General features: G+C 67.0%; 11 protein-coding genes and 2 tRNA genes. 10 read left to right on the forward strand and 3 right to left on the reverse strand.

Annotated elements, in window-relative coordinates; all coding sequences use genetic code 11:
• The first annotated feature begins 33 nt into the window (after positions 1-33).
• Positions 34-825: a methyltransferase domain-containing protein gene (locus tag B4A39_RS03540; protein ID WP_292033266.1), complete on the forward strand. Its 792-nt coding sequence runs from the start codon at positions 34-36 to the stop codon at positions 823-825.
• Here the strand turns inward: B4A39_RS03540 and B4A39_RS03545 are convergent.
• Positions 758-2,545, reverse strand: coding sequence for a patatin-like phospholipase family protein (locus B4A39_RS03545; protein ID WP_292033268.1), 1,788 nt, complete (start codon positions 2,543-2,545; stop codon positions 758-760). The genes B4A39_RS03540 and B4A39_RS03545 overlap by 68 nt on opposite strands.
• Before the next feature lie 79 nt (positions 2,546-2,624).
• Between B4A39_RS03545 and B4A39_RS03550 the strand changes: the two genes are divergently transcribed.
• From B4A39_RS03550 to metG, 7 genes are all read left to right on the forward strand, one after another.
• On the forward strand, positions 2,625-4,217 hold the full coding sequence (locus B4A39_RS03550) for a carboxyl transferase domain-containing protein (protein ID WP_292033269.1): 1,593 nt from the start codon (positions 2,625-2,627) through the stop codon (positions 4,215-4,217).
• A gap of 26 nt (positions 4,218-4,243) precedes the next feature.
• Positions 4,244-4,741, forward strand: a complete 498-nt coding sequence (locus B4A39_RS03555; protein ID WP_292033270.1) for a hypothetical protein — start codon at positions 4,244-4,246, stop codon at positions 4,739-4,741.
• 79 nt (positions 4,742-4,820) lie between these two features.
• Entirely contained in the window at positions 4,821-5,723 is a 903-nt protein-coding gene (locus B4A39_RS03560; protein ID WP_292033273.1) for an enoyl-CoA hydratase-related protein, read from the forward strand.
• A gap of 9 nt (positions 5,724-5,732) precedes the next feature.
• Positions 5,733-7,730 (forward strand): biotin carboxylase N-terminal domain-containing protein, encoded by a 1,998-nt coding sequence (locus B4A39_RS03565; protein ID WP_292033276.1) that lies wholly within the window; start codon positions 5,733-5,735, stop codon positions 7,728-7,730.
• Between the two features lie 170 nt (positions 7,731-7,900).
• On the forward strand, positions 7,901-8,296 hold the full coding sequence (locus B4A39_RS03570; protein WP_292033278.1) for a DUF1489 family protein: 396 nt from the start codon (positions 7,901-7,903) through the stop codon (positions 8,294-8,296).
• Positions 8,297-8,361: 65 nt separating this feature from the next.
• Complete coding sequence (locus tag B4A39_RS03575) at positions 8,362-9,708, forward strand: MATE family efflux transporter (RefSeq protein ID WP_292033279.1); 1,347 nt, start codon at positions 8,362-8,364, stop codon at positions 9,706-9,708.
• A gap of 78 nt (positions 9,709-9,786) precedes the next feature.
• Positions 9,787-11,496, forward strand: coding sequence for a methionine--tRNA ligase (gene metG / locus B4A39_RS03580; protein WP_292033281.1), 1,710 nt, complete (start codon positions 9,787-9,789; stop codon positions 11,494-11,496).
• An 803-nt stretch (positions 11,497-12,299) separates the two neighbouring features.
• Here metG and B4A39_RS03585 read toward each other — a convergent pair.
• Both B4A39_RS03585 and rlmB read right to left on the reverse strand, forming a co-directional pair.
• Complete coding sequence (locus tag B4A39_RS03585) at positions 12,300-13,148, reverse strand: TerC family protein (RefSeq protein ID WP_292033282.1); 849 nt, start codon at positions 13,146-13,148, stop codon at positions 12,300-12,302.
• Between the two features lie 89 nt (positions 13,149-13,237).
• Complete coding sequence (rlmB, locus tag B4A39_RS03590; RefSeq protein WP_312146537.1) at positions 13,238-14,113, reverse strand: 23S rRNA (guanosine(2251)-2'-O)-methyltransferase RlmB; 876 nt, start codon at positions 14,111-14,113, stop codon at positions 13,238-13,240.
• A gap of 147 nt (positions 14,114-14,260) precedes the next feature.
• Between rlmB and B4A39_RS03595 the strand changes: the two genes are divergently transcribed.
• Together B4A39_RS03595 and B4A39_RS03600 are read left to right on the forward strand one after the other, a co-directional pair.
• Positions 14,261-14,344, forward strand: a tRNA-Tyr gene (locus tag B4A39_RS03595).
• A 95-nt stretch (positions 14,345-14,439) separates the two neighbouring features.
• A tRNA-Gly gene (locus B4A39_RS03600) sits at positions 14,440-14,513 on the forward strand.
• Positions 14,514-14,594: the final 81 nt, after the last annotated feature.

Genomic DNA, 14,594 nt, shown 5'->3' on the forward strand with positions numbered 1-14,594 from the left:
GAATCGCTGCTGGCGACGTGGAGTGATGACGACATGAGCGACGCTTTCCCGGTGTGGGACCCCCGTCAGTACAATCGGTTCGAGGCCCAGCGTGATCGCGCCGCGCTGGATCTTCTGTTGCGTCTGCCTGAGGATTTCGCGCCTGCCGAGGTCTGGGATTTGGGCTGTGGAACCGGCCAGCATGCGGCCCTGCTGAAGCGCCGCCATCCGGCAGCCCATGTGCATGGCCTGGATGCCAGTGCGACCATGCTGGATCAGGCCCGCGCCCTCTCAGTCGAAGTCGACTGGGTCATCGGTGACATCGCCGCCTGGTCGCCGGCGCGGCCCGCCGACCTGCTGTTCGCCAACGCCTCGCTGCAATGGCTGCCCGGTCACGAAGCGCTTTTTCGGCGGTTGGCCGAGAACCTGGCCCCCCGCGGCGTACTAGCTGTTCAGATGCCTCAGAGCTGGGACACGCAGCACCATCGCCTCATGCGGAAAACGGTCGCGGAGGGGCCGTGGGCGGACCTGTTCGAGACGGCCACCGCCCGGGTTCAGGTGATGACGGCTGAGGCCTATTACGACGTGCTGTCGCCGCTTTGCGACGACATCGACATCTGGGCCACCACCTATCTGCACGTCCTGTCCGGCGATGACGCCGTTCTGGAATGGATGAAGGGCACGGCGTTGCGACCCTACCTGACCGTTCTGGCGGATGATCCGCCGATGCGCGAGGCCTTCCTGAAGGCGTTGGGAGAGCGACTGTCGGCGGCCTTCCCTAGGCGGACGGACGGAGCAACTCTTCTACCATTTCCTCGTCTGTTTCTGGTTGCGCAAAGGCGCTGACGCTGCGGCGATGCAGGTGCTCGACCGGGCAATTCAGGCTGGTCAGCGCCGCCTGCGCGGCGGCGTAGCCTGACGAGACGGCGGGGTCATAGGCCTTCCAGTCGCGAATATCGACGCCCTCTGGGCGGGGCTGGATCAGCAGGTCGGTGTCGGCGCGCGCCTGCTTCAACTCCGCTTCTGTGGTCAGGGTGGCCGACCGCATCAGAACCGAGACGATGGGCGGCCCCTTCTTCCATGCGCCGGACAGGACCCAGCGCCACCACGAGGGCGGATTCTCCAGCGCCTGAGGGTCCACGCCCCGGGTCTGGGACACATCGACGCCGACCACCGGCCCGCTGTTCAAACGACGCATGACCTCGCTGGGGAAGTTGCGCAGCACCGCCCCGTCGACCAGCACCTGTCCGTTCATCACCACGGGCGGCATGACCCCCGGAATGGAGATGGAGGCGCGCAGGGCGTGACGCAGCATCCCTTCGCGATGCACCTCGACCTTGCCCGACGTCAGGTTGGTCGAGACGGCGAAGAAGGGCAGGGGCATGTCCTCAATGTTCACGTCGCCATAGGCGTCCTGCATCAGGCCGGCGACTTTGCGCGCATGGGTCATGGCGATGATCGGGAAGGCGATGTCCGACAGAGGATCGGATTCCACGAAAGCCTTGCGGATACGCTCGTCCAGTTCCTCGCCGGACCAGCCCAGGCCAGGCCCGGCGGCCACGACGGCGCCCATGGACGAGCCGCCGATGAAGTCGATCGGCACCCCGGCTTCGCGCAGCGCCGTCAGGGCGCCGATATGGGCGTAGGCTCGCGCCCCGCCTCCGGACAGCACCACCCCTACGGCCGAGCCGGTGACGATCCGCGCTATCCGCGCCGTGTCGTCGAACAGGCCCTCCACCGCATGGAACCAGCGGCCGGGCCGGAAGGCCTCCAGCCAGGCCCGCGTCCGGGTCGGGCGGGCCATGTGGGCGGGACGCAGCAGGATCAGGTCCGTCAGGGGATGGGCCTCATCCTCGACCTCGGGCTGCAGAACGGGGGCGTGCGGCGCACGATCGGCGTCGCCCACCATGAAGACCCGGTCCACCTGCCGTGCGCACAGCGAGGCCCAGCCGGGCTCGTCGGATTCGGCGATGTAGAGCACGTAATCGTGCGCGTCCTCGACCCCCGAGAACCATTCCGCGGCGGAGGCCAGGGCCGTCTGATCGATGATGCGGCAGGTGAAGCCCTGGGTCTCGACGGCGCGGGCGACGCGCTCCACGAAGCTGCGAATCGGCTGGGCGCGGGCCGAGATGAAGCCGAAGACCGTCGGGTCCGATCCCGTCGCGTTGCGGTCGCGGGCGCGGTTCAGCATGATCTGGCCCAGTTCGGCCATCAGGGCCGGCTCAGCCCTGGCGGCGTCGAAGAAGGCGTCCCGCGGCAGGGCGACCACGTCGCTGTCGCGCAGGGCCACGACGTTGGCCAGGTGGGTTGTTCCGGCCAGCATGGCCATCTCGCCGACCGGATCGCCGGGCTTGATCACGCCGACGAACTGCGGCCCCCGTCCGTTGTCGTCGCGGAAGACGCCCAGCCGCCCGGCCCGCAGCAGGTAAAGGGTGTCGGCGGGATCGCCGGCCGAGAACAGCCGTTCGCCTCGGGTCAGGGCGAACCAGCTGGCGCGGGTGTTCTTTGTGCCCTCGAAGACGCGCGCGAGCGCGGCTTCCAGCGTGTCGGGACGATCAGCAGCCATGGTGGTGGTTTATGCCGGATTTCGTCGGACAGGAAAGCCAGCGCTTCCCCCGGACGCGGAAGCCTCCTAAACCTTGGGCATGCCCAAGCTGATTTCCGCCGTCGATCGCAACAGTCCTGCTTTCAAAGCGCTGGATGCGCACAATCGCGCCCTGCGGGATGAGCTTTATGAAAAGGTCTCCAAGGCGGCGCGGGGAGGCTCCGACGCCAGCCGCGATCGCCATGTGGCGCGGGGCAAGCTGCTGCCGCGCGACCGGGTCGAGCGCTTGCTGGACCCCGGCTCGCCCTTCCTTGAGGTCGGCCAACTGGCCGCCAACGGCATGTACCGGGACGAGGCGCCGGGTGCAGGCATGATCTGCGGCGTCGGCCGGGTCTCGGGTCGCGAGGTCATGATTGTCGCCAACGATCCTACGGTGAAGGGCGGCGCCTACTATCCCCTGACGGTGAAGAAGCATCTACGGGCGCAGGAGATCGCCGAGCAGAACAACCTCCCCTGCGTCTATCTGGTCGATTCCGGCGGGGCTAACCTGCCGCACCAGGCCGAGGTCTTCCCCGATCGCGACCATTTCGGCCGCATCTTCTTCAATCAGGCGCGGATGTCGGCCAAGTCGATCCCGCAGATCGCCTGCGTCATGGGCTCCTGCACGGCGGGTGGCGCCTATGTGCCCGCCATGTCCGACGAGACGGTGATCGTGCGCAATCAGGGCACCATCTTCCTGGCCGGTCCGCCCCTGGTGAAGGCCGCGACGGGCGAGGTCATCTCGGCCGAGGAACTGGGCGGCGCCGAGACCCACGGCCGCAAGTCGGGGGTGGTCGACCATGTGGCCGAGAACGACGAACACGCGCTGGAGATCGTCCGTTCCGTCGTCGCCAATCTGAACACCATCAAGCCCCAGCCTCTGGACGTGCGCGAGCCGCGCGCGCCGGCGTATGACCCGGCTGAACTGTACGGCATCATCCCCGACGACGTGCGCGCCCCCTACGACGTGCGCGAGGTCATCGCCCGCATCGTCGACGGCTCGGAACTGGACGAGTTCAAGGCTCTCTACGGGACCAGCCTGGTCTGCGGCTTCGCCCGCATCTGGGGGCAGCCTGTGGCGATTCTGGCCAACAACGGCGTTCTGTTCTCGGAAAGCGCCCAGAAGGGCGCGCACTTCATCGAGCTGGCTTGCAAGCGCAAGATTCCGCTGCTCTTCCTGCAGAACATCTCGGGCTTCATGGTCGGCGGCAAGTATGAGGCCGAGGGCATCGCCAAGCACGGCGCCAAGCTGGTGACAGCGGTCGCCTCGGCCGAGGTGCCCAAGTTCACCGTCCTGATCGGCGGCAGCTTCGGCGCCGGCAACTACGGCATGTGTGGCCGGGCCTACAGCCCGCGCTTCCTCTTCACCTGGCCCAACAGCCGGATCTCGGTGATGGGCGGCGAGCAGGCGGCGTCGGTTCTGGCCACCGTTCACCGCGACGCGGATACCTGGACCCCGGAGGAAGCCGAGACCTTCAAGGCGCCGATCCGCCAGAAGTACGAAGACGAGGGCAACCCCTATTACGCCACCGCCCGCCTGTGGGACGACGGCGTCATCGATCCGGTTCAGACCCGCGACGTGCTTGGCCTGGCCATCAGCGCCAGCCTCAACGCCCCGATCCCGGAGACGACTTTCGGCGTCTTCCGGATGTAATCGGCCCCCTTGTGTAGGAGATTTCCATGAAGACGACGCTTGTTCTGACGGCTCTGACCGGCGCCCTGTCGATGTCTTTGAGCGCTTGCGGCTCTCAGGCTGAACCCGCTGCGCCGACGAAAGAAGCGCCCGCCGCTGCGCCGCAGCAGGCTGCGCCGTCCGAGCCCGTGTCGGCGGCCGAGGAAGCCGCGGCGCGTGCGGGTCAATCATCGCAGGCGGTCTTCCCCGTCGGTTATCGCGGCGAGTGGGACTACAGCGACGACGGTTGCGCCAAGGACGAGAGCGGGACCCGCTTCGTGATCTCCGCCAACGAGATCAAGGGCTACGAGGACACTTCGAAACTGGTGGCGCTGGAAACCCTGGAAGGCGAAGGCGACGCCATTCGCGTGGTGCTGGAGAACCAGTCGTCTGAAGGCGATCACACCCTTGTTCAGATCCTGCGTCTTTCGCCTGTGGCCGGCATCTCGCTGCGGGTCGAGCAGGACGGCAAGACGGTTCGCGCCAACCGCTGCGACCCGGTCTAGCCCGATCAAGTTATTTGAACCGCGTTCCCTGTGGGGCGAGGTTGCGTTTTAGACGTTTCCATCGGCGAAGGAGCCGACCATGACCGACCAGAAGCCGACCGAAGACGAACTGAACGCCCTCGACGTCACCGACGCCGAGGCCGCCGAGATCAACGCCATCGCACATCCCTTCGTCGCCGATCCGGCGCCGGACGCGGACAACGAACTGGTCAAGATCGACGCCCTGCCGTCGGGCGTGGTGTTCGTGACCATCAACCGGCCGGAGAAGAAGAACGCCTTCGACGCGGCCACCATCGCCGCCCTTTATCAGGCGTTCGAGACCCTGCATGGCGCCGACCGGGTGCGCGTGGTCTTCATCCGCGGCGCTGGCGGGACGTTCAGCGCGGGCGCCGACCTGAACTGGATGGCCGACGCCGCCGGCTGGTCGGAATCGGACAACCGCGACGACGCCATGGGCCTGGCGAAAATGCTCAAGGCCCTGCACGACGTGCCGGCCCTGACCGTGGCCCTCGTCGAAGGCGCAGCCATGGGCGGCGGGGCGGGCATCGTCGCCGCCTGCGACATGGCCGTAGCGGTCGAGGGGTCGCGTTTCGCCTTCTCCGAGGTCAAGCTGGGCCTGATCCCTGCGACCATCGCCCCCTACGTCATCGAGGCCGTCGGGGCGCGCCGCGCCCGTCAGCTGTTCCTGACGGCCAATATCTTTGACGCCGACTACGCCGCTCACGCGGGCCTGATCGACCTGGTCCTGCCGGAAGGTTCGGTGGACGAGTTCATCTCCATGCTGACCGACAGCCTGACGACCTGCGCGCCCGGCGCCATGGGCGAGGCCAAGCGCCTGGTCAACGACGTGGCGGGCAAGGACATCGACCATCGGCTGCTGGAAGAGACCGCCAAGCGCATCGCCCGCGCCCGTGTGTCGGAAGAAGGCCAGGAAGGCGTCCGCGCCTTCTTGGACAAGCGCGCCCCGAGCTGGGCGCAATAAGGTAGCCGAATGTTCAAGTCCGTCCTGGTCGCCAATCGCGGCGAGATCGCCTGCCGCGTCTTCCGCACCGCCCGCCGCATGGGCCTGCGCACCATCGCTGTCTATTCCGAGGCTGACGCTCAGGCGCTTCACGTTCGCGAGGCGCACGAGGCGGTGCTGATCGGCCCGGCGGCGGCGCGCGAATCCTATCTGGATGCGGCCAAGGTGCTGGCGGCGGCCAAGGCGACGGGGGCGGAGGCCATTCACCCCGGCTACGGCTTCCTGTCCGAGAATGCTGACTTCGCCGAGGCGGTCATGGCGGCGGGCATCGTCTGGATCGGCCCGCAGCCTTCCTCGATCCGCGCCATGGGCCTGAAGGACGCGGCCAAGAAGCTGATGATCGAGGCGGGCGTGCCCGTCACCCCCGGCTACCAGGGCGAGGACCAGTCCCTCGAGACTCTGACCGCCGAGGCCAACCGCATCGGCTTCCCGGTCCTGATCAAGGCGGTCGCCGGCGGTGGCGGCAAGGGCATGAAAAAGGTCGACCGGGCCGAGGACTTCGCCGACGGTCTGGCCTCGGCCCAGCGTGAGGGCCAGTCCTCGTTCGGCGATCCGCGCGTCTTGATCGAGAGCTACATCACCCGCCCGCGTCATATCGAGGTGCAGGTCTTCGGCGACAGCCACGGCAATGTCGTCCATCTGCATGAACGCGACTGCTCGCTGCAACGCCGCCATCAGAAGGTGATCGAAGAGGCGCCCGCGCCCGGCATGGACGACGCCACGCGCGAGGCCGTCACCGCCGCCGCCGTCCGCGCCGCCAAGGCCGTGAACTATCAGGGCGCGGGGACCATCGAGTTCATCGCCGACGCGTCCGACGGGCTGAAGGCCGACCGCATCTGGTTCATGGAGATGAACACCCGGCTGCAGGTGGAGCACCCCGTGACCGAGGCCATCACCGGCGTCGATCTGGTCGAATGGCAGTTGCGCGTCGCGGCGGGCGAACCCATTCCGCTGGCCCAGGCCGACATCCCCATGAACGGCTGGGCCATGGAGGCCCGCCTCTATGCCGAGGACCCGGCCAACGGCTTCCTGCCGTCCATCGGACGGCTGGATCACTTTGTCATGCCCCACAACGCCCGGGTCGATACTGGCGTGATGGAGGGCGGCGAGGTCAGCCAGTTCTACGACCCGATGATCGCCAAGCTGATCGTCTACGCGGACACCCGCGAGGAGGCAGCCGCCTCCTTGGCCGACGCCTGCGCCGATGTCGAGGTCTGGCCGGTCAAGACCAATGCCGGCTTCCTCGTTCGCTGTCTGGAGCATCCGCGCTTCGTTTCCGGCGACGTGGACACGGGGTTCATCGCGGCAGAGGCGGACGTTTTGTCCGCCGGGCCTATCCCCGAAATCGTCCGTCAGGGCGGGGCCTTCTTGCTCGCGCACGAAGCATTGCTCCAGGACGGCGGCTGGGAGCAGTCGGATGTATGGAGCGCCACGACTGGCGCTCACGGCCTGCGATTGAACGGCGACCGGCGAGCGAGCCGAAAATTCCTCGTCAACGGCGAACCGGTTGAAGGCGATGCCTACATGCTTCAGGCGCAGGCACCGCACTGGAAGGACAGGTTGTCTTGGAAGGTTCGGACCGGCGAGACCGAGGCGATCGCACAGGACGACGCGACACGAGTTGTTGTCGATGGGGTTCACCTGAGCCGTACCTTGGGCCTCCCGGCCGTTCTGTTCCTTGATGGCGAAGCCTTCGAGATCCAGCCCTGGCGCTACGAAGCTGCATCGGCAGGCGGCCCCGCGTCCGACGGCGGTCTTCGCGCACCCATGCCGGGCAAGATCGTCGCTGCTCCTGCCAAGGCCGGCGACGTCGTCACCAAGGGCCAGCCGATCGTGGTGCTGGAAGCCATGAAGATGGAGCACGCCCTGACCGCGCCCTTCGACGGCGTGGTGGCCGAGTTCAACGTCGCCGTCGGCGATCAGGTCGCAGACGGCGCGGTCCTGGCTGTGGTGAAGGCGGCGGACTAACCCGCCGTCATCCCGGACGGTCGTCAGGCCGATCCGGGACCCAGACCTCGGCCTCAAACTCGGACAGGGCTGGATCGGAGCCGCCGCCTGGGTCCCGGGTCCCGCTGCGCGGCCCCGGGATGACGGAAGAGGTGGTTTCGCCGGTTCGCCGAACAGACTATCTGCTCCTCATGCCCCTTCACATGATCAAACTCTGCGTCGGCGTGTCCGAGGTCGAGACGCTGGAAGCGAACGCCGCGCGTTCGGATTGGCGTATCGTCCACACCCGCATGACGCCCAAGCGCGCCGCCGAGATCGAGGACGGCGGCTCGCTCTATTGGGTGATGAAGGGCTCGGTGACCTGCCGTCAGCGGATTCTCGAGATCACCACGGTGGGAGAGGGCAAGGCCAGCCGTTGCGAGATCAAGCTCGACAGTCAGGTCATCCGCACCGCGCCCTTGGCCCGGCGGCCGTTCCAGGGCTGGCGCTATTTCGAAAAGGACGTGCCGCCGGACCTGTCCGTGGCCGAGGCGACAGACCTCCCCGACGACCTGGCGCGAGAGCTGCGCGAACTGGGCGCTTGGTGACCCTTTCGTGGCATTGAGACCCAGGTGTTGACCTTTGGTCGTCGTCGTGGCCTGTCCCGGCTCCCATGACCAACGCCCTGTTCAGCTTCAAAACCCGCGAGACCCTGTCTGAGCTGCTGAAGCTGGCCTGGCCGGTCGTGCTGGCGCGCCTGGGCATCATGACCATGGGCCTGACCGACGCCATCGTCGTCGGCCACTACGCCAGCCGCGAGTTGGCCTTCCACTCCCTGGCCTGGGCGCCGTCCTCGGTCGTCCTGACCACGGCGGTCGGACTGATGATGGGGGTCCAGGTCATGACCGCGCGTCTGCTGGGCGAGGGTCGCAAGGACGAGGTCGGCGCGGTGCTGCGTCGCGGAACTGTCTATGCCTTGCAGATCGGCTTCGTCTCCATGATCGCCCTGATGCTGCTGGGGCCGTTCGGCCTGACGCACATGGGTCTGGAGGACGGGCTGGGCGAGGGCGCTTCGCCGGTGCTTATGGTCTTCGCCCTGTCCATGCCCGCCTACCTGATCTCGGTGGCGGCGCAGTTCTTCCTTGAGGGCCTGCATCGGCCCAAGGCCGGCATGGTCGCCATGTGGGTGGCCAATGCGGTCAACCTGGCGCTGAACCTGCTGCTGGTGCCCGACCTTCTGGGGCTCGGCGTGGATGGGGCCATCGCCTCGGCCTGGGCCACCTTCGGCGCCCGCATGGCGCTGGCCGTCTTCCTGGTCATCTTCATCCTGCGCCTGCCCGAGGCCAAGGCATGGGGCCTGTTCAACAAGCCCAAGCGCGACAAGATCGTCGAGCGTGAGCAGGTCAAGGTGGGCGTCGGCGCCGGTTCGTCCAACTTCATCGAGGTCGGGGCCTTCGCCGCCATGACCCTGTTCGCCGGTCAGCTGGGCGCGGCCGAAACCGCAAGCTGGGCCGTCGTCATCAACGTCTCCGCCATTGTCTTCATGGTGCCCATGGGTCTGTCGTCGGCGACGGCGGTTCTGGTGGGCCGCAGCTATGGGGCGGGGGACCGGGCCGGCGTCATGCGCGGCGGTCTGGCTGGCATCGGCGTGGTGACGGTCCTGGCCTTCATCATCGCCATCGGCTTGTGGCTGACCGCGCCTCTGGTGGTCAGCGCCTATACGACCGACCCGGCGATCCTGGCCATCGCGGCCCCGGCTCTGGTGCTGGCGACCCTCTTCTTCGTCGCCGACGCCCAGCAGGTGGTGGCGGCCCAGGCCAACCGCGCGGCAGGCGATGTCGTCTGGCCGACGCTGATGCACCTCTTGTCCTATGGCGTCATCATGATCCCGCTGGGCTGGTGGCTGGCGCACAGGATCGGCGTGGACGGTCTGGTCTGGTCGGTCATCGTGGCCAGCCTGATCTCGGGCGCCCTGCTGACCGGGCGCTTCGTGCGGATCGCGCGTCGGCTTCCGGCCTGACGCGAGGCGTGACGGCGGGGTGACGGGAGCCTAACGGCCCTCTATATCCGTCTGCTTCCTCCCGCAGACTGGACGACCATGGCCCGCATCCTCATTACCTCGGCGCTGCCCTACATCAACGGCATCAAGCACCTTGGGAATCTGGCCGGTTCCATGTTGCCCGCCGACGTATGGGCGCGATTCATGCGGGGGCGCGGCCATGACGTCCTCTATGTCTGCGCCACCGACGAGCACGGCACCCCGGCCGAGCTGGCCGCCGCCGCCGCCGGTCAGGACGTCCGCACCTATTGCGACGAGCAGCATCAGGTCCAGAAGAAGGCCGGCGAGGCCTTCAGCCTGTCGTTCGACGTCTTCGGCCGCAGTTCCAACGAACCGAACCGGCGCCTGACCCAGCACTTCGCCAAGGTGCTGGAACAGCGCGGCCTGATCGAGGAGCGCGTCGACCGGATGATCTATTCGATCGACGACGCCCGCTTTTTGCCCGACCGCTACGTCGAGGGCACCTGCCCGCACTGCGCCTATGAGAAGGCGCGCGGCGACCAGTGCGACAACTGCGGACGCCTGCTGGACCCGACCGATCTGATCAATCCGTATTCGGCGGTCTCGGGCAGCCGAAATCTGGAGGTCCGCGACACCCGCCACCTCTATCTGCTGCAAACCAAGGTGGCGGACGAGGTCCGCGCCTGGGTCGACGCCCGTTCCGAGGGCTGGCAGCCGCTGGCCCGCTCCATCGCCTACAAGCATCTCGACGAGGGCCTGATCGACCGTGGCATCACCCGCGACCTGAAATGGGGCGTGCCGGTCGTCGGTCCCGACGGCGGGCCGCGTCCGGGCATGGAGGGCAAGGTTTTCTACGTCTGGTTCGACGCCCCCATCGAATACATCGGCGCGACCGAGGAATGGGCGGAAGCCTCCGGCGGCGACTGGCGCTCGTGGTGGCGTCTGGACGAGGGCGCGGATGACGTCCGCTACGTCCAGTTCATGGGTAAGGACAATGTCGCCTTCCACACCGTCAGCTTCCCCGCCACCATCCTGGGCTCGGGCGAGCCATGGAAGACGGTCGACCAGCTCAAGGCCTTCAACTGGCTGAACTGGTACGGCGGCAAGTTCTCGACCAGCATGGGCCGGGGCGTCTTCATGGATCAGGCGCTGGAGCTGCTGCCCGCCGACTACTGGCGCTGGCACCTGACGGCCTATGGCCCGGAACACTCCGACGCGGCCTTCACCTGGGAGCAGTTCCAGGCGACGACGAACAAGGACCTGGCCGACGTCCTGGGTAACTTCGTCAACCGCATCGTCAAGTTCACGGAATCCAAGTTCGACGGCGTCGTGCCCGATGGCGGCGAGGCCGGTCCGCTGGAAGCCAAGCTGGCGGCGGATATCAAAGCCGGTCTGGAAACCTTGACCGCCGAGTTCGAGGCCATGGAGTTCCGCAAGGCGGCTCAGGCCGCCCGCGCCCTCTGGGTGCTGGGTAACGAATACCTGCAGGAAGCCGCCCCGTGGACGGCGTTGAAGACGGACCGTGACCGCGCCGCCGTCGTGGTCCGCACAGGCCTGTCGCTGGTCGCCCTGTTCGCCCGCATCACCGTGCCCTTCATGCCCGGCAGCGCAGAGCGCATCGGCGCTACGGTCGGCGCCAGCGACCTGTCTTGGCCAGAGGCTGAGGCCGACCTGCTGAACCTGGTCCCCGCAGGACAGACCGTGGCCGCCGCCGCTGTCCTGTTCGCCAAGATCGAAGACGCCCAGGTCGCCGAGTGGACCGAACGCTTCGGCGGCGCCGACGGCTAAGGACGGGCTTGAATCAAGGCGGGAACGGGGCGACCCTCACGAGGAACGCTGTTACGAGGTTCTCCCTTGGCTTTGATATCCTTGCTTGCCGCCCTGGCTCTCCATGCGAGCGGAGGGTCGGACCGGGCTTCTGCTGACTGCGCGCGACCAGCCAACGCGTTCGACGCGTCGATCTGTTCCGAGCCGACGCTGGCGGCGCTCGAGCAAAGGATGGACGAGCGTTACGTTGCGGCGCTTGCAGCCTTGCCGCCGGCCGCTCGACCGCAGCTCGAGGCCGACCAGAGAATTTTCCTGGAAGGCAGACGAGGGTGGCGAGAAGCCAGCCATCCTCTGCGCGATCAGCCGCTGGGTCCGGGTTACTGGACGGGCAGGCGGATCGCTTTTCTCGAAGACGTCGCGTTGGGAGGAGCGGGAGGCTTCAGTGGTTTCTGGCGCAATGCGTCCGGGTTTGTCGTGATCACCGACGAGGGAGATGGCGCAGTGCTCGTCGAGATAGAGGCCAGCCAGCCCGTTGGCGGACACTGGAAGTGCTATCTGGATCTGACTGCGCGTCCAGAGGGCGGGGTCCTGTCCGTCGTTCTGGATGAAGAGGAAACGGGTGGGGGCCGATGGAGGCTTCGCGCGGAGGTCGCGGGAGGTGTCTTGACGTTGACCGAGAGCGCCATGTCGAGCCGAGGCGAGGAACGGCCACCGTATTGCGGGGGGGGGGGGGCGGCTATACGGCCGGAACCTATTTCAGGACCGGCGATTGAGCCAGGCCCAAAGGGGAAAGGCCCGGAGCGATCCGGGCCTTTTGCTTGCCGTCATGGGGCGGGTGGCGCTGACACCGCCGGCGGCGGGGTCCGCTGTTCGCGCGCGCCCGGCAGGCCGGCGGGGGTGGCGTCCCGGCTGCCCGCACCGGCATGCTTCATGTGCTTGGCGCGCTCTTCGGCCCCGATCTCGAGGAACCCCGGGGCCGAAGCGTTGAACTGATCGGCGTGGCCGGTGCGCACGATCACCGAGCGTCCTCCGTCCCACACCATGTGCAGGGCGACATACAGGACGATGACCAGCCCGATGTAGGCGATCCAGCGGTGGCGGTTGAGCAGCTTGGCGATGAAGCTGGCGGCCAGACCCATCAGGGCGATCGACAGGATCAGGCCGAAGACCATGATCCAGGGGTGGTCGTGGCTGGCGCCGGCGACAGCCAGCACATTGTCCAGCGACATGGTCAGGTCGGCGATCATGATCTGGATCAGGGCGGCGCCGAAGGTCTTGCGCTTCAGACCCATTTCCTCGGGGCTGGGGCCGCCGCCATGCTCGATGGCCATGGCGCGCTCGATCTCCGCCTCGGCTTCGGCCTGATCGTGGGTCGCCTGCTCGCGCAACTCGCGCCACATCTTCCAGCATACCCACAGCAGCAGGAAGCCGCCCGCCAGCAGCAGGCCGACAATCGCCAGCAGTTGCACGGTGATCAGGGCCAGGCCGATGCGCATGACGACGGCGGCGGCCAGACCGATCAGGATGGCCTTGCGGCGCTGTTCGGCGGGCAGGGCGGCGGCGGCCAGGCCCACGGCCACGGCGTTGTCGCCGGCCAGGACCAAGTCGATCATCAGGACCTTGCCGAGGGCGGAGGCCTGGCTGAGGACGTGGGGGTCAGAGAAAAATTCCATCGGCGGTCTCTTAAGCGCCGACTGCGGCTGCGCCAAGACGCCGCAGCGAACTCCCTCCCGTTGATCGAATCGCAGGGAGGGAGAGCGGTTTAGGCCGGGCGCTGAGCGCGGGCGGCCTCATACAGGGCGATGGCCGCCGCGTTGGACACGTTCAGGCTTTCGAACCCGCCGGGCATGGGGATCTTGGCCATGACGTCACAGTGCTCGGCCACCAGGCGTCGCACGCCGTCGCCTTCCGAACCCATGACCAGGACCGTCGGGCGCGAATCCAGGGCCTGTTCCAGCGTCTGTTCGGCCGCGCCGTCCAGGCCGACGGCGCGCCAGCCCAGATCAGCCAGCTTCTCGAGCGCACGGCTCAGGTTGGTGACGCGCGCGCACGGCAGGCGTTCGGTCGCGCCGGCCGCAGCCTTGGCCAGGGCGCCGGCCAGGGCGGGGGAGTGCCGGTCCTGCACCACGATGCCCTTGGCGCCGAAGGCCAGGGCCGAACGGAAGATGGCGCCGACGTTCTGCGTGTCGGTCAGCTGATCCAGCATGACGATGACGCCGCTGGGATCCTCGGCGATGTCTTCCAGCGAGACGCCTTCCAGAGGCTGCACCTTGAAGACCATGCCCTGGTGAACGGCGCCGGCGGGCAGCAAGCGGGCGAGGGCGGTCGAATCGATCACCTCGATTCGGTGGCCGTTCGCCAGATTTTCCCGTTCGATTTCAGCGGCCCGATCCTCTGTGACCATCAAACGGCCCATGCCGCGACGGGCCGGATTGGCTAGGGCGGCAAGAACCGGATGTCGCCCCCAGACAAAATTATCCGCTTCGGCCTTGCCGCGCGGGCCTTTCGGGGCTGAATCCCCCCCGGAACGGCCTGTAGGCGTGGGGGACCAGCCCTTCTCGGGCCGGCTTTCCACGCGCTTGTGAAAAGATTGCTTTTTACCGGGTTTCCGGTCGTTGCGTTCTGAAAATGACGACACTATAAGACGGCCTCCGATTTGGGCCCTAGGGCTTCGGGTCAGGCGCTTCCTCTATTACAGGCGTCGCCGGACACGAAGGCTTTCGCGACAAAAATGATCGAAAGATCGTGATGTTGCGTATCCAGACCGGTTTTGAAAATGCGCGCTGGGGGAATGTCCCGAGTGGCAAAGGGGGGGGACTGTAAATCCCCTGCGTAAGCTTCGAAGGTTCGAGTCCTTCTTCCCCCACCACGCGCATTTTTCAGGATCGAGAGGGCGGGACCCCAAAAAGGAATCGGGTGCGGAAACGCCAGCCTCTCACCGGGTTGGGGCAACGCATTCTTCGCGCGGGTATAGCACAATGGTAGTGCAGCAGCCTTCCAAGCTGAGGATGTCGGTTCGATCCCGTCTACCCGCTCCAGATTTTTGAACTGAGCAGAAGCGCCCCTCCGCTTTGGACCCGGGCCACAGGAGTTTGGCCATGGCCAAGGAAAAGTTCGAA

Source organism: Brevundimonas sp. UBA4553 (assembly GCF_002387245.1).
In the GTDB taxonomy this organism is placed as follows: domain Bacteria; phylum Pseudomonadota; class Alphaproteobacteria; order Caulobacterales; family Caulobacteraceae; genus Brevundimonas.